This window comes from Leptolyngbya sp. 7M (assembly GCF_018128485.1).
Genome location: NZ_CP070897.1, coordinates 2,322,756 through 2,342,534, shown reverse-complemented (window position 1 = coordinate 2,342,534; position 19,779 = coordinate 2,322,756). Strand labels below are relative to the sequence as shown.

17 protein-coding genes and 1 pseudogene are annotated in these 19,779 nt (G+C 48.5%); 5 read left to right on the top strand and 13 right to left on the bottom strand.

Going from position 1 to position 19,779, the window contains the following annotated elements:
• Nucleotides 1–5: 5 nt before the first annotated feature.
• Together ribB and galU are read right to left on the bottom strand one after the other, a co-directional pair.
• Nucleotides 6–1,133, bottom strand: coding sequence for a 3,4-dihydroxy-2-butanone-4-phosphate synthase (ribB, locus tag JVX88_RS11160; RefSeq protein ID WP_211627378.1), 1,128 nt, complete (start codon nt 1,131–1,133; stop codon nt 6–8).
• 122 nt (nt 1,134–1,255) lie between these two features.
• Complete coding sequence (gene galU / locus JVX88_RS11155) at nt 1,256–2,125, bottom strand: UTP--glucose-1-phosphate uridylyltransferase GalU (protein ID WP_211627377.1); 870 nt, start codon at nt 2,123–2,125, stop codon at nt 1,256–1,258.
• Between the two features lie 98 nt (nt 2,126–2,223).
• Here galU and JVX88_RS43995 point away from each other — a divergent pair.
• A pseudogene (locus JVX88_RS43995) lies at nt 2,224–2,331 on the top strand (hypothetical protein); the annotation flags it as partial.
• Nucleotides 2,332–2,365: 34 nt separating this feature from the next.
• Here the strand turns inward: JVX88_RS43995 and JVX88_RS11145 are convergent.
• The 5 genes from JVX88_RS11145 to JVX88_RS11125 all read right to left on the bottom strand — a co-directional run bounded on the left by JVX88_RS11145 (nt 2,366) and on the right by JVX88_RS11125 (nt 8,421).
• On the bottom strand, nt 2,366–2,926 hold the full coding sequence (locus tag JVX88_RS11145) for a nitrate ABC transporter ATP-binding protein (protein ID WP_317134623.1): 561 nt from the start codon (nt 2,924–2,926) through the stop codon (nt 2,366–2,368).
• 279 nt (nt 2,927–3,205) lie between these two features.
• Complete coding sequence (gene ntrB / locus JVX88_RS11140; protein WP_317134622.1) at nt 3,206–4,105, bottom strand: nitrate ABC transporter permease; 900 nt, start codon at nt 4,103–4,105, stop codon at nt 3,206–3,208.
• A gap of 93 nt (nt 4,106–4,198) precedes the next feature.
• Nucleotides 4,199–5,554, bottom strand: a complete 1,356-nt coding sequence (locus JVX88_RS11135) for a CmpA/NrtA family ABC transporter substrate-binding protein (RefSeq protein WP_211627376.1) — start codon at nt 5,552–5,554, stop codon at nt 4,199–4,201.
• A gap of 810 nt (nt 5,555–6,364) precedes the next feature.
• A complete protein-coding gene (locus JVX88_RS11130) occupies nt 6,365–6,988 on the bottom strand; it encodes an NDP-sugar synthase (protein ID WP_263975491.1) in 624 nt (207 codons plus the stop codon).
• Complete coding sequence (locus JVX88_RS11125; protein WP_211627375.1) at nt 6,970–8,421, bottom strand: helicase-related protein; 1,452 nt, start codon at nt 8,419–8,421, stop codon at nt 6,970–6,972. Before JVX88_RS11125 ends, JVX88_RS11130 begins: the two co-directional genes overlap by 19 nt.
• A gap of 152 nt (nt 8,422–8,573) precedes the next feature.
• On the opposite strand from JVX88_RS11125, the gene ispH reads away from it, so the two are divergent.
• The gene (gene ispH, locus JVX88_RS11120) at nt 8,574–9,437 is read left to right on the top strand and encodes a 4-hydroxy-3-methylbut-2-enyl diphosphate reductase (RefSeq protein ID WP_211627374.1); all 864 of its coding nucleotides are present in this window, start codon (nt 8,574–8,576) and stop codon (nt 9,435–9,437) included.
• A gap of 52 nt (nt 9,438–9,489) precedes the next feature.
• On the opposite strand, the gene JVX88_RS11115 is transcribed toward ispH, so the two are convergent.
• On the bottom strand, nt 9,490–10,392 hold the full coding sequence (locus JVX88_RS11115) for a LysM peptidoglycan-binding domain-containing protein (protein ID WP_211627373.1): 903 nt from the start codon (nt 10,390–10,392) through the stop codon (nt 9,490–9,492).
• A gap of 300 nt (nt 10,393–10,692) precedes the next feature.
• Here JVX88_RS11115 and JVX88_RS11110 point away from each other — a divergent pair, with 300 nt between their 5' ends.
• Entirely contained in the window at nt 10,693–11,058 is a 366-nt protein-coding gene (locus JVX88_RS11110; protein ID WP_211627372.1) for a DUF5658 family protein, read from the top strand.
• Between the two features lie 155 nt (nt 11,059–11,213).
• Entirely contained in the window at nt 11,214–11,714 is a 501-nt protein-coding gene (locus JVX88_RS11105) for a trypsin-like peptidase domain-containing protein (RefSeq protein WP_211627371.1), read from the top strand.
• On the opposite strand, the gene JVX88_RS11100 is transcribed toward JVX88_RS11105, so the two are convergent.
• Nucleotides 11,596–12,384, bottom strand: coding sequence for a response regulator (locus JVX88_RS11100; RefSeq protein WP_211627370.1), 789 nt, complete (start codon nt 12,382–12,384; stop codon nt 11,596–11,598). The two genes, JVX88_RS11105 and JVX88_RS11100, sit on opposite strands and share 119 nt — an antisense overlap.
• A gap of 287 nt (nt 12,385–12,671) precedes the next feature.
• Nucleotides 12,672–14,534 carry a hypothetical protein gene (locus tag JVX88_RS11095; protein WP_211627369.1) on the bottom strand — a complete coding sequence of 621 codons (1,863 nt, stop codon included), beginning with the start codon at nt 14,532–14,534 and terminating at the stop codon, nt 12,672–12,674.
• Between the two features lie 497 nt (nt 14,535–15,031).
• On the opposite strand from JVX88_RS11095, the gene JVX88_RS11090 reads away from it, so the two are divergent.
• Nucleotides 15,032–16,378 carry an HAD-IC family P-type ATPase gene (locus JVX88_RS11090; RefSeq protein WP_211627368.1) on the top strand — a complete coding sequence of 449 codons (1,347 nt, stop codon included), beginning with the start codon at nt 15,032–15,034 and terminating at the stop codon, nt 16,376–16,378.
• On the opposite strand, the gene JVX88_RS11085 is transcribed toward JVX88_RS11090, so the two are convergent.
• The 3 genes from JVX88_RS11085 to JVX88_RS11075 form a co-directional block, all read right to left on the bottom strand.
• Entirely contained in the window at nt 16,266–17,216 is a 951-nt protein-coding gene (locus JVX88_RS11085; RefSeq protein ID WP_211627367.1) for a hypothetical protein, read from the bottom strand. The genes JVX88_RS11090 and JVX88_RS11085 overlap by 113 nt on opposite strands.
• A 133-nt stretch (nt 17,217–17,349) precedes the next feature.
• On the bottom strand, nt 17,350–18,102 hold the full coding sequence (locus tag JVX88_RS11080; RefSeq protein ID WP_211627366.1) for an FkbM family methyltransferase: 753 nt from the start codon (nt 18,100–18,102) through the stop codon (nt 17,350–17,352).
• Nucleotides 18,103–18,141: 39 nt separating this feature from the next.
• Nucleotides 18,142–19,143: a hypothetical protein gene (locus tag JVX88_RS11075; protein WP_211627365.1), complete on the bottom strand. Its 1,002-nt coding sequence runs from the start codon at nt 19,141–19,143 to the stop codon at nt 18,142–18,144.
• Nucleotides 19,144–19,779 lie beyond the last annotated feature (636 nt).

The window sequence follows — 19,779 nt, the reverse complement described above, 5'->3', positions numbered from 1 at the left end:
CTCAATTAGAGACTAACAGTCTCGACGATCTCAAGATCGAACGCATCCAGTGCGCTAACTTTTGGGGGATGGTTTGACAACAATCTTATCTGCTTTACGCCCAAGTCTTTCAGCATCTGGGCGCCGATCCCATGATCGTGGACATTACCGTAACCAGTTTCCTGTTTCGCAGCCTGAAAATCAATCCCTTTTTCATTCATCACCGCGTACGTGCGCAGTTGATTCACAAGATCAAGATTGTTCTCTCGCTGACGAAGATACAGGACCACTCCACATCCGGCGCTTGAAATATGCTGGAGAGAGGCTTGGATGGCCGGGGCTGCCTCACCAAGTGTAGAGCCGAACATTGCAAAAGTGATGTTCTCCGTTTGGACGCGGACAAGTACCGGACCCGTTGCCTTTGCAATGTCACCGAGCGTTAGGGCAAGGTGTGTCTCGCCGTTGATCGTATTCTCATAGAGGATCGCACGAAAGGTGCCGTAAGTCGTGGGAAGGTCGGCCTCAAAAACCCTTTTTATCAGCATCTCCTTCGAAACTCGATATCGAACGATATCGGCAACCGATACGATCTTCAATTTGTGCCGCTCAGCAAATGCCTCCAGTTCCGGCATCCGGGCCATTGTCCCATCATCATTCATTATCTCGCAAATTACTGCTGCCGGGGTAAGACCGGCAATGCGGGCAAGATCGACGCTTGCTTCCGTTTGGCCGACGCGTACCAGCACGCCGCCGCGTTTCGCACGCAGGGGGAACACATGGCCCGGGCGTGCAAGATCTGAAGGACGTGTTTTTGGATCTACTGCGGTGAGGATCGTTTTCGCACGGTCTGCCGCCGAGATGCCTGTGGTAACGCCTTCTCTTGCTTCGATGGAGATGGTGAATGCGGTTCCCATACTCGAGGTATTCTCAGAGGTTTGTGGTGGTAAATTCAGTTCATCGCAGCGTTCTTCAGTAAGTGGAAGACAAATAAGGCCGCGTCCGTGAACGGCCATAAAGTTAATTATCTCAGGGGTTACCTTTTCCGCCGCGCAGACAAGATCGCCTTCGTTCTCACGATCTTCGTCGTCAACGATTATCACCATTCTGCCGTCTCGAATATCGTCAACGGCGTCTTCTATAGTTGCGAGCGGCATCCGGTTCCTTAGCCTCTATCAGCGTTCTGTTGCTAAAGTTAAATAATAGCCAACGACGGTCCGGTTGGGAATTTTAGAGAGCGTCCGGCATAAACGTTAATCATAAAACGCGGTCATTTGGATCAAAGTTCAAGGGATCTAAGATATGCGCGGAATGCGTCACCAAGATCATCTCGCTTGAGAGCATACTGCACGGTAGCGATCAAAAAACCAAGCTTGTCTCCTGCATCGTGGCGAACGCCATCGAGCTTTACGGCATAGAACGGACGCTCTTTTAGCAATAACCGCATCGCGTCGGTTATCTGTATCTCGCCACCTGCACCGGGGGCTGTTCGCTCGATAGCGTCAAAGATGTCGGGCGTAAAAATGTATCTGCCGATAATGGCTAGGTCCGAAGGAGCATCTTCAAAAGCTGGTTTTTCGATCATATCCTTGATCTTAAAAACTCCCGGTTCAACTTCATCCGCGTCGATCACACCGAATCGTGAGATCGCTTCTCCCTCAACCTGCATCGTTGCGATCACAGGAGCGTCATAACGCTCAAAGACGTCGATCATTTGCGTTAATGCAGGCTTCTCAGCATCGACAATATCATCAGCCAAAAGAGCGGCGAACGGGTCGCCGCCCGCAAAGTCCTTGGCCTGATAGATCGCATGGCCCAGCCCAAGTGCTTGCTTCTGCCGCGTATAAGAGATCTTTGCAATGTCTGAGATCGCTCTGACCTGTTCAAAAAGATCATTCTTTCCTTTCTCCTTCAGCAACTGTTCCAGCTCGAAAGAGATATCGAAATGGTTCTCAATAGCGCTTTTGTCACGGCCGGTAATGATCAGGATAGAGTCGCATCCGGCCGAGACCGCTTCTTCGATCGAATACTGGATCAGGGGTTTATCAACCAGCGGCAACATCTCTTTTGGCGAGGCTTTTGTCGCTGGGAGAAACCGAGTGCCTAATCCTGCGGCTGGGAAAACTGCTTTTCGAATTGTTTGAGCCATATAAAGATTGCTAAATTATGGATTTGCCTTTTGTTGGGCAAACATAAAGTTTATGGCTTTTTGGGCGGCGAAACAAACACCGCATCCGAACTAAAATTATGCTGGATCTCAATTATGTAAGAGAAAATCTCGAGGCTGTTCGGCAGTCGCTCACGAACCGTAATTTTCCCGCCGACGCGCTCGATGAATTTACGAGTCTCGACCAAGAACGCCGTCGTTTGATCAGCGAATCGGACTCGATCAATCATCGCAGATCTGCATCAACTGCTCTTGCAGGTTGCCGCGCGTCAAAGCGTCCAGCGCTCCAAACGGTTCATCGAGCAGCAGCAGCTTGGGCCGAATCGCTAGAGCACGGGCAATGGCAACCCGCTGCTTCATACCACCAGAGAGCTGATCGGGTGGTTTGTCAGCGGCGTGACGTAATCCCACCATGTCAATGTGCTGTTCAATGATCTGCTCCCGCTCTGTACTCGGCAAATGTCCCAGCACGTTATTGACTGCTAGGGCAATATTTTGCCGTACCGTCATCCAGGGCAGCAACGAATAGTTTTGGAATACCACCATGCGGTCAGGGCCAGGACGGAGGATTTGCTCGCCTTGCAGCATCACAATGCCATCGGTTGGCATGTCTAGTCCGGCAATCATGTTGAGCAGGGTTGATTTACCGCAACCAGAGTGACCAATTAATGAAACAAACTCACCTTGTTGAATCACCAGGTCAATACCTTTAAGGGCAATGTAGCGATTGCCACCGGCCAAGGGAAAGGTTTTTTCGAGATTGTCGATAGTAACGAATGCCATAGCAGAGATTAGAAAGTAAAAGGATAGAGGTGATATCAAATCCGGTTGATTAGCCAGAATTCGCGTAGAGGCATTTTGCGAAACGCCTGTACAAATCAGGGCGTTTAGGCGGATTTGATGTTAGGAAATAATGCCAAACAAAGATTGAGAAAAGATGAAGGATGACAGTTAGCGTGTACCGTTGGAGAACAGAAGACGACGCTAGAGCCGTCACCCTTCATCCGACCGCTACGCAGGATTTGCTACGCAGCAAACTTTGTGTCGGTTGACTCTTTATCCCTACTGGCGCTGGCTTTGCGGCAGAATCAAGTGTTGTAGATAGGCCATCAACTTATCCAGCAGCCAACCCACTAATCCGATATAGATCAGAGCCAAGATAATTTCGCTGACTTGTCCATTCTGATACGCATTCCAGATAAAGAAGCCAATTCCCACAATCCCCGACATTACAATCTCTGCGGCGATAATTGCCAACCAAGCCAAACCAATCGCAATCCGCAATCCGGTGAAGATATAGGGTAAAGCAGCCGGGAACAAAATCTTGAAGAAGTACTCGGTACGCGGCAATTGCAGCACTTGAGCCACGTTGTTGTAATCTTGCGGAATTTGCTTTACACCCACGGACGTATTGATCAAGATCGGCCAGACTGCCGTAATGAAAATCACGAACAATGCTGCAGGCTGGTTTTGCTGAAGAGCGGCCAGCGCGATTGGCACCCATGCTAGTGGAGGAACGGTTCGCAAGATTTGAAACACAGGGTCCAAACCCTTAGAAACGCGCTTGTTCATCCCAACTAGAATGCCTAGGCTGATACCAACCACGGCAGCTATGCTATAGCCAATGGCAACCCGCTGCAAGCTAGCAAACACCTGCCAAAACAAACCTTTGTCGGTACCACCTCGGTCATAAAAAGGATAGAGAATCAAAATCCAGGTATCTTGTACTACCTGAATCGGTCCTGGCAATTCAGCACCTGGTAGCGAAGACAGCAGTTGCCAAATCACCAACAGAATCAAGATGGTAACCAAGGGTGTCAGGATGTCATCTAGACGCTCTCTAACCTTTGGATTGCGTAGCCAAGAATTCGCGGTATTCGATGGTCGTTTCTGAGCAATGGTCACGGTTGTTCTCCTTAATGCATAGCGGTCGTTATGGACGAGATAGTTGTCATTAGCCATTAGTCATTGATGATTAGCTGGTTGGTAAAACAACAAATGACAAATGACAAATGACAAATCACGAATCACAAATCACGAAAGCCGGCTGATTTCTTAAACTCGCTTGATCTTCAAGCTGTTCAAATAGGCTTCGGGATTTTCAGGATCAAACTTGATGCCATCGAAGAATTGTTCAACGCCACGAGAGGTGCTGCTAGGAATATCAGCGGCTGGTACTCCCAATTCTTGAGCTGCCTCCTTCCAGAGGTCTTCGCGGTTGACTTTATCGATCAAGGTTTTAGCGTTTGTCAGGTAGCTTTTCTCCAAGAAGCCCCAACGAACGCTTTCAGTCAGGAACCATAGGTCATGGCTCTTGTAGGGGTAGGAAACACTACCCTTTTCATCTTTCCAGTACAGCACGGCCATTGAGCGATCATCGATCGTGCGGCCATCGCCCATGTTGTACTTACCCATCAACGGGTTGATCAGAATGTCTTCCGCTAAACCAAAGTATTCGCGCTGGGCTAGAATTGCAGCCAACTCTTGGCGGTTATTAAAATCATCGCACCACTGCTGAGCTTCCATCAGCCCCTTCAAAATTGCCTTAGTAGCCTTGGGATACTGATCCACCCAATCTTGCCGCATCGCGAGATATTCCTCTGGGTGATTCTTCCAAATCTCGGCAGTTAAGGCAGCCATGAAGCCCACATTGTCTGACACAATCCGGTAAGGCCAGGGGTCGCCCGTACTGAAGGCATCCATTGCACCCCGCTTCATGTCGGCAAACGTTTGGGCGGCTGGTACCGTCAGCATTTCCACATCCTCATCTGGATCCAGCCCACCGGCTGCAACCCAATAGCGAATCCAAAAATCTTGGTTCACTTTTGGAAACGTATTGGCAGCCTTAAACCGAGTACCGGCAGATTTGAGCTGAGAGAAGAATGCCTTTTGTCCTTCTAGTTTCAGCCCAATGTTCTTACCCTTGTGCTCTCCAGCAATCGCAATTCCATTCCCATGGGTGTTTAGCTGAGCTAGCACATACATCGGAACTTTAGTGCCATCAGTGATTAGCCCTTCGGTAATCAGATAAGGCATCGGCATCTGCCACTGTCCGCCATCGATACCGCCTCCCTTGGAACCAATCTTGACGTTATCCCGCGCGGCTCCCCAGTTGGCCTGTTTTTCCACCTGTACATCGGGCATGCCATATTTGGCAAAAAAGCCCTTTTCCTTGGCAATGATCAAGGGAGCCGATTCTACGATAGGAATGTAACCCAACTTAGCCGTGGTTACTTCTGGTTCAGTACCGGGAGCAATCGTCACCGGAGATGCTGCCGGAGAGCTTTGAGCACCTGTTGTTGTATCAGGTGGATTGCCCATACAGCCTTTCAGCAAAATGGTTGCAGCCGTAGATGCACCAGCGGTAAACAAGAACCTGCGTCGGGAGAACTGACTGGGAAATTGGGTCATAGTACCTCCATTTAGAACGTTTAGAACTAATGCGACCAACACAAATGCGACTTACAAAATCGCGGCACAGCAAGGTAGAAAAGATTGCAATACAATCTTTCCACCCCAGATCTGCGTCGCAGATGAGGAAAATTAGGTTCAGCTACCCTCTAGGGAAAACAAACCTTCCCTAAAAGCGGCTGGACTATTCTCACTAGAGAAAAGTTTTTAGAGAACAACTCACCGACATAGACGAGATGGGTCTAGATCAGCAATCAGCGTTGCCACGGCTGACTGGGTGCTTGCTCCATCAACTTATGTCTATGAATCTACTGTTTTTGATAGACAAAGTCTAGGGGTTAAACTGGTGATTATTAAAGAAATCTTATATCACTTCTATAAGTAAAAATTTGAATCTTTTCTCTCGAAACTCGCATTTAGGATTGCCTGCTATCTAATTGATAGTTTGCATAATTTTATTTATGTAGTTTTAGCGGTTCGTTTTGTGTTTCAAAAGTGGCTGAAGTTGCCAGTAAACCAATGTTTTTAAGCTTTATGGCTTGTGATTTGCCACGCTCATGTTCTTCAACAGAGCACATCCTCTTTCTGCAATTAATAAAGGTTAATTAATCAATAGAATTAAAAGTTTCACTGATAGAGTCCAATTGATAGGATGAATTCAAAAACTAATTTTAGAAGCAACTCGATGCTAACCCTGGCGGATACCACGATATTGCTCCGGTGGCGATCTTTTTTGGCTGAGCGCACCTATGCTTTTCTCAAATTTTTGCTGGAACAGCAACCATCGGCCCAGACTTGATTAGTATTTGTTTAGGTTAGCTCCCGAATCGCACGGGCCAGATCGTCAGAAGTGCCCACATCTAGATAGCTGCCGTCTGGAAAGGCTTCTGCTTCTACCTGCAATCCTGCCTCAATTCCAGCTTGAATCACATTACCAATCGGCAGTTCAGCTGTAGGAGCGTGGCTGTTCAGAAATTGGTGCAAAAACCTGGTAAAGCTGGGCCTCCACATCGCAATTGCCCACATGTAGCGCAAGTCGGTCTGGGACGGTTTCTCGATGATTTGCTGAACCCGGCCCGATGCATCAAAGGCCACCATACCAGCTTTCCAGTACTGTTCGGTAGGAAATAAACCCAACACCACATCGGCGGCACCGGACTGTAAGCGCTCTAGAACTCGCGCATAGGCATCTTCAGGCTGAAACAAGATATCCGGAAAGCCCAAGGCCACAATTGCCTGTTGCACAAACGGATAGGCTTGGTCCAACGTGTAGGGCACCCCATAGGGCACATGCACCGTCAGATAGGCCAAATGCATATTCACCATTGCTCCATCGCCAAAATAGGCCGGAATATCCCACTTGCCCGGACGCAAAACAAAAAACGCTTTCTGAATCCCGGCTCGCTGCATCTTCTCTAATAAATAGTGCGCCACCACCTTGGGCTTAGGAACGCCTCTCCCGCCAGCAAGGGCCGGTCGATCCTTAGATCGGCCAACCACTTACCGGTTTCGGTAACCTGTTCTGTTACGGTGTCGATGTAGCCAAAATGCTCAAGCACACGCGATCGCTTTCGGAATGGTTCCCAAACCCTCTCCCTTAGCCTCTCGATACTGCGTTCTGCCTCGGTGATAGCGGCAGCATTCGCTGCAAGCGAGAAAAGTTTGGATGGTCCATGGGTACTGCCCGGATCTCTTTTTGTGAACTCTGCTATTCGATCGTCAAGAATAGCAAGAGCATCTTCGTTGTCTGGATTCAGGGAGATCTTTGGCTCGGCCAACTGAGAATTCTTTCCTTCGATCGTTTCTATGAACGCTGTTTCAACATCGCGATCCGAAATGGAGTATGTTTTGCTGTAAACGCGGCTGATGCTGGAGAGTGAAAGCGTAGTTCCTTTACCGTCGTCACGCATCGCATTTACGGTCTCACCATGAACGCTGATCACCAAAAAAAGACGCTTGCCGCTTCGGCCTCGTGTTACGATCCTGCCCGTTGTTACGTTCTCTTGCAGCCACCTGTGGCGAAGTTCCGCTCGTGTCGCACGCGGACGACCCTCAAGCCTTTTACGAGCACTAAGTAACCTTTCAAAACCTCTCGCGTCAGCGACAGCTACCCCAACCTCGGATATCTGCTTCTCCGCAGTGGATCTAGATCGCTCTGCGGCAGCGATCCGTTTTACGATCTCGCGATGAGCAAAACTCTTTTCAGCTATCTCGCGGACGTGATCAAAACTTCCAAAAGCATCTAATAGGTTCAGCAGCGTCGTATAAGTAGCCCTGAACTTGCTTTGGATAGGATCAGGTTTCGCCCTTAAAAGTTCAGCGATACGTTTAACATTCTGGAATTGGCCCGGCGCCAATACACAAAATCCAACAAGGTCTTTTCCACGCCGTCCGGCGCGGCCGGTCATCTGATGAAGCTCATTTGCCGAAAGGGGCCGCCATCCGTCGTTTCCGCGTGTATCTGCGTTCGTAATGATAACCGTGCGCGCAGGAAAATCAACCCCTGCAGCTACCGTTGAGGTGGCAAAGATGGCGTTCAAAAGGCCGGCAGACATCATCTTTTCAACCAAAAGCTTCCACGAGGGAATGTGGCCTGCATGATGCGATGCAACACCGGCATTTACGAGTATCTTCGCATGCTTATGCCGACGAACCTCGGGGTTCTTTTCGGCAAAGGACTCAAATAACTCCTGACGTTGCAGGTGTTTTTCGGCGTTAGCCTGCTGACCTTTGTTTGTCGCTACTTCACTTGCGGCTTCATCGCATTTTCTACGCGTTGGAAGGAAAACTATCGCCGGAAGCAGGTCGTACCCACGGAGTGCGCTGATCAACTTCGGTGGTGAGATATCACTTCGCCGTCCGTCCATTTTGCGATTGTCTCATATAATAGTGTGAAACGAAGTTCAAGACCGCAGCTTTATCCAGAAAACGGCAGATTACAATTGTTCAGGCAAGATGTTAAACTTGAATTGAGAGTTCGTTATGGATCCGATATGCTCCGACCGACGAACATTAGATTATGAAAGTCCTGCTTGCAGATGAATACGGATTCTGTTTTGGAGTAGAACGTGCGGTTGAGATGGTCGAAGATTCTCTTGAGAAGGGTGAGACCGTTCGGACGCTTGGCCCGCTTATCCACAACGAGCAAGAAATGAACAGGCTTGCCGAAGAGGGAGTTTCCACGATCGAAAGACCTGTGCAGATCGGTCGAGATGAAACAGCCGTTATTCGTGCTCATGGTGTAACGCCTGAGGTTGAACAGGCTCTCAAAGAGAATGCGGCCAAGGTCGTCGATGCAACCTGTCCTTTCGTTACGCGAGTTCAGAGACTAGCTTCGCGCGCCGCGGCCGCCGATCGCCATGTTGTCGTAGTGGGAAATCCGGACCACCCGGAGATGATCGGCGTAAAAGGTTACGCACCGGAGCATGCGTTCATTATCAAAGACGAATCGGAGGTGCAAACACTTCCATTCCTAAAGAAACCGCTGGTCGTTTCGCAAACAACCATAAAGGCAAAGACTTTCTTCGATACTGCAGAGGCCATCAAGACGCGGACCAATGATGAAGTAGAAGTTATAAACACTATCTGCTCGGCAACACGCGACCGCCAGGATGCCGCGCGTGCGCTTGCCGGAATGGTTGATGCATTCTTCATCATCGGAGCACCTCATTCTTCAAACAGTGTCAAGCTTCAGGCGGTATGCAAAGAGCAGTGCGAGAAGAGCTTTTTGATCGAGACGGAGGCAGATATTGATCCGGCAGAGCTTGTTGGTGTTGAAACGGTTGGCGTAACGGCCGGAGCTTCAACACCCGAATGGCTTATTCAACGAGTGGTTAAGTATCTTGAGGCTCTAGCTCCTCAAAGTCCCGAAGATCTGTCCTAAAATAATTAGGACCGGATCATCTCCGGCCCTAAACTTACGGCATACATCACCTTTACGGTATCACAAGCACTTGTCCTGCTGTAACGCTGTTCGGGCTGGCAAGCTTGTCCCGGTTCGCATTGTAGATCTCCATATATCTCGCAGAAGTTCCATAAACTTTGCGGCTGATTATGCCTAGTGTGTCTCCCGGTTGAACCACGTATGTTCTTCCCGAACCAACAGGTCCATCATAGGGAGGTATTTGGTCATCTGCCTCTTCGACTGCAGCATATCTCGGCAGAGTTACAGGCTGATTCAAATAGATGCCAAACTCAGCTCCAGACTTAACTTCTGCTTCCTCACCTTTTGTAAGCCGTTCGCCCAGCAATCCAGCTCCTGCACCAATGATGCCGCCAATCAGCGCTCCTTTGCCTCCTCCGATAGCTCCGCCAAGGATAGCGCCTCCTGCGCCGCCGCCGCCGATAAATATAACTTTACGGTGCTGCATGCGGTCCCCGCGAGCGGTGCCCTCATTATCACTCTTAGCGTCGTCCTCGCTAAGGTCTGTCAAAGAGCCATTGATAGTCCGTTTTGTGCCATTGGGCAATACCAGTTGACGAAAACTGACATCTATCTCGCCAACCTTTCCGCCTTTGACTGCCGGCGATACACGATCGACTCGGCCAATTATTTCAGAGCCCTGCGGAATTATGATCTGACCTGTAGCAGAATAGACCGGATTCAAGGTGGTGGTAGTAAATGTGTCCCCGACCTTAGAGACTTTAGAGTTCAAGTTCTGATCGATCCGAACCCTTATCTTCTTTCCCGCGGGAACGGTGTATTGTCCGGAAGCGGCATTCTTTGACGTTGTCGCTCGCCTGATCGTTGGGCGTTGTCCTGCTGCCTCCAAAACCAAACCGAACGCAAAGGTAGCGGCTAACAAAAGTACGGTTGTCGTCTTCTTCCGATTATTCATAGTTTCCCTCCTGGTGAATATGTCCCTGCGTTTCGTTGGACGCTCGCTTCGACGCGTCTGCTTAAGACATCGTTGCAATATTTTTCAATACCTCACACAACATCCGCTATGATAGCACCGGAACAAAATAGAGAAAATCTTTAAATCGTTCTAAAAGTTTTCTGAAAGTTTGAATAATTTAGTTATATAAAAGGGGCAGTCAGTCGTTCATTTTTATTTCACACCTCCGCCCCCGAGTTCGTTCTCGGGGGTAATTTTCATTAGGAAGGAGGTTTAAACATCGTTTGCACTCGGAGGCTTATGCACTTATTTCGTGAGACTTTCTTGCTATTTCTCTTGAATATGTTGGATGCCATGCTCACTTTGGTTTGGGTGCGAACCGGTACAGCAACAGAGGCCAATCACTTAATGGCCGGATTGCTTGAGATCGGCGACTATACCTTCTTTCTCGCAAAACTCGGGATGGGAACTATCACCGCCCTCGTAATTCTTAAATTTGGGTACAAACGGATCGCGAAACCATTGGTCTCATTTGCTCTGGCCATCTACATCGGTTTGATGGGCATCCATTTGCTGACAGGGCTTGCGGCGTTCGGACTCATCTCAGAATCTTTCTTTCATAACCTTGGCTTCTGGTCAAGGTCTATTTTTGCAGTATCCTTCTGAAAGCAATGCCGTGATAACCAGATCCGACCAGCACTGTGAGCAGTTGATCCTTCCGGTACAACTTCTAAAGTGGTAACCGGTTCAGAACAACCGGCGTTTTAATAAATTGCATCCAATTTTGGTATTGATCTAGACTTTGGTTGGAGGTGAGCTTGATGTCCAGTAGTCCGGTTTATCATTTATCTATACGTCAAATACTATTACTGTCATTGGCGACCGCATTTATAGCGATCGGTGGAACCTTCGCAGCTATCAAGCTTTACGAGCTTTGGACCATAGCAGATCCGTCTGGAAGATCCTTTGCCGAGGCAACACCGGTAACGATCTCTGATCCGTCACTTGTTTCCGACGAGCAGAACAGCATAGAGGTGTACAAGGCGATCTCGCCCGGCGTTGCCTTCATATCTACAACGACGCTGGTCCAGGATTGGTGGTCGGTCCAGGAACGTTCGGGAAACGGAAGCGGTTCCGTTATTGACGATCAAGGCCATATTCTTACCAATTTTCACGTAATTGAGCGTGCCCAAAGGATAACGGTCAGCTTTGGAGGTGACCGCGTTTATCCCGCAACGCTTGTTGGCGGCGATCCGGATACCGATCTCGCTGGAGTAGGCGGCCTGTTTGCTGAGCAACCTGTTGAGCGGTGGCTTGAATGATCGCCGCCGCAGACTGCACCTTTGGAATTTGCAAGAATTTTGCCTGTTCTGGATGATGGGCAATGAGTTCCAGTTTGCTGTAGAGCACAAAGTTTTTGAGCAGATGATGGAGTCGCAATGCTGAGGTGTGAATCGCCTCACCGATCTCCTGAATTTCAGCCTGATCGAGGCTATCGTAGTCGCGCAGCAGCTCAGAAAATCCCAAGATTCCGTTCAGTGGTGTATACAGCTCATGGGGCAGAGATTGAGCAATGTTGAGCCGCACGTTTTCCAGCTGTTTTTCGGACTTGGCTTGCACAACAGCCCGCTTCTCGAATCGGCGGCTGATCGTGTTGAGTAGTTCAGGGACCGTACAAGGCTTTGCCAAGTAGTCATCGGCTCCCAGGTTCATGCCCTGGCGCTGATCGGCCTTGGTGGTGCGAGCCGTCAGGAACACAAACGGGATCGTATTGGTTTCGGGATGTTGTTGCAGCGATTTCAGCACTTCAAAGCCATCCATTTCAGGCATGGATACATCACAAAGAATTAGATCAGGCAGATGCTGAAAAGTCAGTGCGACACCAATAGCGCCATTAGCAGCCGTCACAACCTGGTAGCCTTCCAGTTCCAGCACGTCGCCAATCGATTCGCGAATCAAGGGATCATCTTCAATCACCAAAATTGTCTTCATCGCCGTTTCTCTGCGCTAGCGGTTTGCCAAACGTGAGGCTAAAGGGGGTGTCAATCTAACTGGGTGCCGTGCTGGCAGTTCAGCTTTAGAGTTCCCCGCAGTTGGCATGGCAGTGCACGCAGGAGTTGCAATCCAAAAATTGGGTTGAATCTAAGGAAGTATCAGCATCGCTGTAGTGACGAAGAATTGTCCAGTCTTCCGCCGAGAAATGGCGCAGGGGCGAGTGAAATTGGCAGAATTTTTCGATATGAGGATTCGTTCACTACCGTGACTTTTTGGCTAAGTTTCTAGCCTGCGGCTGCCAATCCTCCGGCGGCGGCTGAGCTGACGGCTGCAGTTAGGGTGATCAAAAACAGCCACCAAGCTGCCACAAGCGCCATTTTTCGCGCCAATTCCAGACGGCGCTCAACCTGCTGTTGCCACTGCTGCAGCTGCGATTGCATGGTTTGTTGTACCGTTTCAAGATAGTGCTGCGTCTGTTGCTTTACCCAGTCAATTTGGGACTGAAGGACAGTTTGCGTAGATGAAGACAGGGATGATAATGGTAGTCCTTCTAGCAGCACGGCTTCACCTCGCCTGAGTTGCTCTTGCCACAGTTGGGTTAGGGATTGCCGCCACTGCTCTAATCCAGCCGTTAGCGTTTTCTCGCTCATGGGCTGGCGCAGGGTATGCCATAGCTCCTTGACCAACTGCTCAGACTGAAACTGAGCTAACCAATGAATCAAATTTTGCTTGAGCTGATCGGTTGCGTCGGGGAGGTCCAGCGTTGACTCCAGATAAGCAGCCAGTTTTTCGATCAAGGCATCGGGAGGAAGCGTTGAAGAGTTTTCGGGATCGGGTTCTGAGATGGATTCGGCAGAAGGGGACTGATTCGTCATACCATCCACAACATTGGCAACGACTGCCGTTCGTGTCCAAATTCGTTCGATACTCTGCAAAATCTGCTGCCGCTGCTTTTTACTCAAACCCTTGCGGCGACTCAGTATAGCGGCAAGGCCAGTTGAGTCAAAGGCAGGCAGCTCAAACGACGTCAGTTGGGTTTTCACTATGGTCAACAGCTTTTCCAGCTTGCGCTCAATTCGCTTAGGCGTCAACTTTTTCGGATTAGTATAACGAAGATAGGACTCTAATTGACTGTACAATTCACTAATTAGCTGATTTGGCGATTCACTAAGTGTTTCGACTCGACTGGAAAGTGGACGGGCTTGGTCAGCGTTCTGCGTTACAAAATTTTTCTCTTTTGCTTGAACTTGCAATTCTTGATTAGGTTCAGATTCTATATCCTCTAATTCACTCTCAGGCTTATTTCGCTCACCCGGAGTAGATTGTTCAGTCTTTTGCGCAATGACTTCCTGCCAAACCTCTTGCAAAACATTCACTGCCTGTTGCAATGCTGCATCACTGACCTGAGCGCGTTGCTTTATTTGCTGCTTTGTCATCGCTGCATCAAAGGGTTGAGCCGAACCAGAAACCCGCAGTTCAGGAGATTGTTCAAGCCAGGTTTTCAAATCTTGCCGCATTGTCTCCAAACTCAGCAGGGGCAACTTGGCTAAATAATCCTCTAGCGTTTGCTGTAGCTCGCTCGTATCCACTACTACCTGCACCTGTTGCCGCAGGGCCGCTATTGTTTTTCGGTCTAGGCTGACCTGATTCCAACCCAAGCCATACCGCACTAGATTTAGCAAACCCCTCATACCCGTTACGGTAAATCCTAGAAGCTGGCTGACTAATGTGGAAATCGCAGCCGTACTCAACCACAGCAAAATTGCAAAATAGGCGGCCCAAATCACCATTCCCACAACCACACCCGCGAACCAGTCGTGCACCTGAGCAAAGCGTACCGCCAAAAAACAGGCGACAAATAACACGCCATCGGTAGTGAGTAAAATTCCCAGGCCGGTAAGGGTAGCTATACTGGGAATTAATCGCGGTGTCTCTAATGGCGATTTCGATTTGCTGCTCAATCCCGTATTGCCAAATCGATAGAGGCTCAGACCAATAGCAACGCCTAGGTTGGTCAGCATCAACTGAGCGCCATAGGCAATTAGTAATCCAACAATTAACGCTGCGATGATTTGACTCGCTACCGCTGAGCTACTACTCCAGCTCATATCGGGTGAATAGGAATTATGCAGTGTGTCACCCAGCATGGCAAATTAAAAGGTTAGCTTGCGTCCGCAAAGGCGGACATTGTTTGTGCGGATATTGTTTGTGTAGTTGCGGTTTTACCACTAGACAAATAGAGTACACATCGCGTGAAAAACCAATCTTCCAGAAACTTGTATCTGGCAAGACATGTCTAGCAATCTGCGTTTAGCAAACAGTATTTGTCACTACCGCTAGATTTTACAAAGATGTACCTCAACTCTTCCTCTGCCACAAGGGACATTTATTTTCACCTATTTCCTACTTATTCCCGGCCAAGTAGGTCAACCAGATTAAACGGTAAATGCAGTGTAGGCAAGATGCCCGTACCAGCGAAACGCTGGCACTACGGATCGTCAAATTATTGATGTCGATCTACTTACTTGCCTCTCCGTCCCACTTGACCGCTTGACATTCTTCACCGCTTGACATTGACACTGATGTTAAGGTTTAAGCTGCCAATGGTTGGTGTATCTAGCAAGTTAGCTTACAAGTTAAATCAATGGCGGTTTTTTTCTCGAATCTCTCTGCGGCCAAACTACCCCGGTTTTTCAGGGCGTTGTCTCAACATCCCGAAGCCTTGGCGGCGATTGCCTGTAGTCTACTGATTCTGTTGGGTGGGCTGTTGCTGCATTGGAACTGGATCGGGTTGGCGCTGCTGAGCTTGGCTGTGGCCTATGGAGTAGGGGGTTACGATAGTGCCCGCGAAGGATTGACCACCCTAGTTGAGGAAAAAGAACTCGATGTTGATCTGCTGATGATTGTGGCGGCATTGGGTGCGGCAGGGCTGGGGCTTTGGCGACAGGAGTACCACCTGATTATCGATGGGGCAGTGCTGATCTTGATTTTCTGCATTAGCGGGGCATTAGAAAGCTATGCCATGCAGCGGACCGAGCGTAGTATTCGCGGCTTAATGACGCTCACACCCGAAACAGCTCGTCAGATCGAGCAGGGGCAAGAAAAAACAGTTCCCATCCCTGCCCTGACGTTGGGCGACCGTTTTCTCGTCAAGCCCGGTGAGCTGATTCCTACCGATGGGCGTGTGGTGGAAGGAGAAAGTACGGTGAATCAGGCCGCGATTACCGGCGAATCGATTCCAGTCGAGAAATCTCTGGGTGATCCGGTCTATGGTGGAACTTTGAATGGAACCGGTGCCCTAGTGATAGAACTCGACCAGCCGCCAGAAAGCAGTTTGTTGCAGCGGGTCATCCGCATGGTGGAAGCCGCCCAAACCGAGACACCGCCTTCCCAGCAGTTTATCGAACGCTTCGAGCGGGGCTATGCTCGGGTGATCGTGGTGGTGGGTGTGCTGTTAGCGACGGTGCCGCCCCTGCTGTGGCAGTGGAATTGGGAAACGACGATCTACCGCGCCCTGATTTTTCTGGTGGTGGCCTCTCCCTGTGCTCTAATGGCGGCAATCATGCCGACGCTGCTGTCAGGAATTGCCAATGGAGCCAAGCAGGGCATTTTGTTCAAAAGTGGTGCTCAGCTCGAAACCTTGGGTCAGGTGCAGGCCATCGCTTTCGACAAAACCGGCACCCTCACCACCGGCACTCTGCAAGTCATAGACCTGATTACCGCTCCGGGGGTTAGCTCAGCTGAACTGTTGCAGGTAGCTGCCGCCCTTGAGAGCCGTTCTGAGCATCCGATTGGAGCGGCAATTGTAGGGCTGGCCCAACAGCAGTCGGTTCGTTGGTCAGAGGCCAGCCAAGTACAGGCCCAGATCGGCAAAGGGATCAGCGGTCTGTTTGAAGGTAAACCAGTGTGGGTTGGAAAAGCCGAGTTTGTTTTGCCTCAGGTTGATTGGGCAACCAAGCAGCCTGTAGCGGGTTCCCTTGATACTGATTGATAGCCGCCACTTCATAGGTATTCGGATTGCCTAACCAACCCTGGGTCGGATCAATGGGATGAAGCTGAGATCCTCGCATCAATCGCATAGATAAAATTGCATCCAAATAGGGAATCGCCAGGAACCGTGAATTGCCCGATTCATGCTGAGCATTTGGCTCGATCGCGATCGTCCAGGCAGCGTTGGCACTTCTGTATTTGGAAAAGATTTGCTTAGGAAGGTCAACACACTCCTCAACATGAGGATCCTTTCCTCCCACCGCCCAAAGAACAGGTACGCCAAGCATTGTTGCCGCTGATTCAGGCTCTAAGTCTAATATCTCTGACTCACCTGAGGTATTGAGAATTCCTCCGCATCTCATGTTAACGACTGCAATGACTCGCTCGGGGTAGTGACGGAGCATTTGCATACCCCAATCAGCACCGCCAGAGTGTCCCCAGAAAATCCAGGGTACTTGATCTAGCTCTGAGTGATGACTTTCCTTGGCTAAAGCTGGCAAAGCTTTTAAAAAAGCCTGCTCTGTCACCCGGTCCCTAATCGCCTCGTCCGTACATAATGGGTAGCCAGTCGGAAGTTTGATCCCCACCAGAGCCAACTGATGTTTTAATGCCAATGCTTGCCACTGTAAATCATTAGCATGCTCCAACCCAGTCACTGCGGCTGGATCGCCACACCCATGCTGTTTTACAATTAGACCCCGGATAGTTTGTACTCCATCAGGAATCCAGAGTCGATAACTAGCAGCCCCATTACTTGCGCTCCCTACAGGTGCGATCGCAGCTTCGTAGTATTTCCCAAATGCCAGCGTTTTGCCTTCATTATCGCTTCTGTCTGGCAAGGGCTGGGGAGAAGTTGCTAACCACCTCTGCCAACCAACGAGCAAAAACCAAAAAAATAGAGGGATTAATAAAAATCCTAAGATAGGATTAAGCTTAAATTTTTTAGCCAAGGGAGAAAGGTATTTGAACATTTCACTGTACCTGCTCCCATCCTAGTTGTTTTGGGATATGAACCTTGGAGCTTTCGTTAGGAATATAAATATTGTTAGGACTACCAGATGCGTGAAACACAGAATAATCGGGTGGGTTAAACGAAATCTTACCCAGCCAAACTTCCATTAAGACTATGGGACGATATTTCTCAATGATTTTCTTTGCACCATTAAGTACTTGTTGTTCGGCACCTTCCGCATCAATCTTTAAATAGTCAAGGCGTTCGAGTTTCTCCCATTCGAACAGTTCATCCAATGCGACGGTTAGGGTTGACAGGCAAGACTTTGTTGCTTGCATTTTGACCAAGCTGAATGAATTCGGTTGATCCAGATTCATCCATAGCATCGCCGATCCTGTATGTTCACCTGCACAAACATTTCTCAACCTGACATTGGTAAAACCGTTGACCTGAATACTGTGAAACAGAGTTGCCATAATATCAGGAAATGGTTCAAGGGCCAGTACGACACCACTCGGACCAAAATGCTTGGCTGCTTTAATGGTATATATCCCCGTATTTGCGCCAACATCAACAAATACGCCGTCTCTGTCCAGGAACTTTTCCAGGTGTTCAAACTCAGGCTCTATTGATTCACCTTTGATATAAATTCCACGTCCTCCAAATCCGGTTCGATTTTTCCCGTAGACAACCGCGCCATTTGACAGGGTTGTTTTCAAGAGCCAATCTCTAGGAGTTAATGCTACGCGAACTTTCTTTATTAAAGTGTTCATTAATTTCACTCTCCTCTATATATACTGCCTTATTCAATTTCAGTTGGGGATCTGTCGAACCAAATTCTTAGATCTCTGTTGCAGTTTACTGTTATAGGACGCTCGGTAGAGCCGATTTACTTTTTGAAGCCCTTTGACGATCCAGATTGTTGATAGATAAGATTTATACTGCTTAAGAAAAGTCTCTCGATTTTCGGCCTGCTCTGGTTCCACCTTTGCAAGGAAATCCTTATCAACAGGGAGATGGAGCAGAAAGCAGTTTTCAAAGTATTTGAACGACTTTTGAGGATGCTTAACTGTAGGCACGCTAAAAAAACGACCAACAATGCCTAAGGAGCCTGCGTCAGCAACGTAAATACCATCGCGTTGAAGTTGTTCCAACGCAACCGAAGTAATCATCTCATCACCCTTATGGAACAATTCATCCACTAGCTGTACATAGCGCTCATAAATAGGAACGGCTCTATCACTAAGCGCTGCGAAGAAACTAGGAGGGCCAAAAATCAACTCTCCGCCATACCATCTGCCTGCACAAATGTCTGGAGATAGGCGCTGCATATCTCGCAAGATCAGATCATGCCCAAAAGCAGGAATCAGCTGATCGGACACATCGTAACAGAGCGGAATTCCTGCCTGTGCCAAATTTCTCAAGCAGGTTGGGACATCATTAACTGCAATCATATCCAGGTCAACCAGCCCCACATATTGCTCATTCTTGAGGGAGGCGAAGTAGTGGAATACATCTAACTTAAAGTGCGTAGAATAGTAGAACAGTCCGTCTGGGACCGTTGTCTGAAAATCAATACATTCAACTTTGAGAAAGTCACTGTATCCTAATTGATCTAAATCGTCCTCGATCTCTTGCCGATTGTTAGTTACTAGTGTAAAACTGACTCCCCTTTTTTGCAGTGATCGTGACAAATTGACAGCACTTTTTAAGTAAAATTTTCGCTTTTGTTCATAAGTTTCTGCATAAATATCCATGATTGAGCTTGACTGATCCCTCGCCAGGTAAAGCAAGCCATACAAGGACAGCTCCATGTTTAAACTCCCAGTCTTACCTTTGATCCCATTTGTAACCCTACTTCTAGCCAACTCCCACTTTCCACTTGACCTACCTGAAGTCTACTTAAATCTATGCCTACCCCACCAAATTTTTAGTTTACAAATAAACTTATAATACTGTATGGCCCATAGCCAATATAGCCAGGTCATGAGCAACCATGCTACCCAATGGAGCCTATCCGTTCTAAACACTCCAGCCCACAAAGCAATCTGGCTCGTAGTTCGCTGATTTAGCCATTGATTTAGCCATTGATTTAGCCATTATGGATCTCTGCCAGATCTTCTCAAATCAGAGTAGTTTCAAACTCAGAATAGCAATGTTTTATGTCTCGAAATCTATGGAGTATTCGCAGTATTCGTGACTACCTATCTAGGTAAGCACTTACCTGTAGTAAAACCGAAAAGCTATTAGGACAAAGCAGTTTGCAGAACCACTTTACACTATCTTTACAGATATTTTTATTAACAAAATAAAGCCATGCAAGTCTGTTGACTCATCTCTAGCAATGTCAGGTTGATAAAGTGTTTGTGAACTCATCAGTTATCAAGCAATTGATACACAAGTAATTCAAGTTAAACAGACATCTTAAACACGATTTCAAACAATTGATG

What these genes read in the sequence shown, in the direction of transcription:
- JVX88_RS11145 (WP_317134623.1), bottom strand. Translation starts at nt 2,926, where the DNA reads ATGGCATTCGTTACTATCGACAATCTCGAAAAAACCTTTCCCTTGGCC.
- JVX88_RS11135 (WP_211627376.1), bottom strand. Translation starts at nt 5,554, where the DNA reads ATGACCCAATTTCCCAGTCAGTTCTCCCGACGCAGGTTCTTGTTTACC.
- ispH (WP_211627374.1), top strand. Translation starts at nt 8,574, where the DNA reads ATGAAAGTCCTGCTTGCAGATGAATACGGATTCTGTTTTGGAGTAGAA.
- JVX88_RS11115 (WP_211627373.1), bottom strand. Translation starts at nt 10,392, where the DNA reads ATGAATAATCGGAAGAAGACGACAACCGTACTTTTGTTAGCCGCTACC.
- JVX88_RS11100 (WP_211627370.1), bottom strand. Translation starts at nt 12,384, where the DNA reads ATGAAGACAATTTTGGTGATTGAAGATGATCCCTTGATTCGCGAATCG.
- ntrB (WP_317134622.1), bottom strand. Translation starts at nt 4,105, where the DNA reads ATGGCTAATGACAACTATCTCGTCCATAACGACCGCTATGCATTAAGG.
- JVX88_RS11080 (WP_211627366.1), bottom strand. Translation starts at nt 18,102, where the DNA reads ATGAACACTTTAATAAAGAAAGTTCGCGTAGCATTAACTCCTAGAGAT.
- galU (WP_211627377.1), bottom strand. Translation starts at nt 2,125, where the DNA reads ATGGCTCAAACAATTCGAAAAGCAGTTTTCCCAGCCGCAGGATTAGGC.
- JVX88_RS11110 (WP_211627372.1), top strand. Translation starts at nt 10,693, where the DNA reads ATGCACTTATTTCGTGAGACTTTCTTGCTATTTCTCTTGAATATGTTG.
- ribB (WP_211627378.1), bottom strand. Translation starts at nt 1,133, where the DNA reads ATGCCGCTCGCAACTATAGAAGACGCCGTTGACGATATTCGAGACGGC.
- JVX88_RS11090 (WP_211627368.1), top strand. Translation starts at nt 15,032, where the DNA reads ATGGCGGTTTTTTTCTCGAATCTCTCTGCGGCCAAACTACCCCGGTTT.
- JVX88_RS11125 (WP_211627375.1), bottom strand. Translation starts at nt 8,421, where the DNA reads ATGGACGGACGGCGAAGTGATATCTCACCACCGAAGTTGATCAGCGCA.
- JVX88_RS11105 (WP_211627371.1), top strand. Translation starts at nt 11,214, where the DNA reads ATGTCCAGTAGTCCGGTTTATCATTTATCTATACGTCAAATACTATTA.
- JVX88_RS11095 (WP_211627369.1), bottom strand. Translation starts at nt 14,534, where the DNA reads ATGCTGGGTGACACACTGCATAATTCCTATTCACCCGATATGAGCTGG.
- JVX88_RS11075 (WP_211627365.1), bottom strand. Translation starts at nt 19,143, where the DNA reads ATGGAGCTGTCCTTGTATGGCTTGCTTTACCTGGCGAGGGATCAGTCA.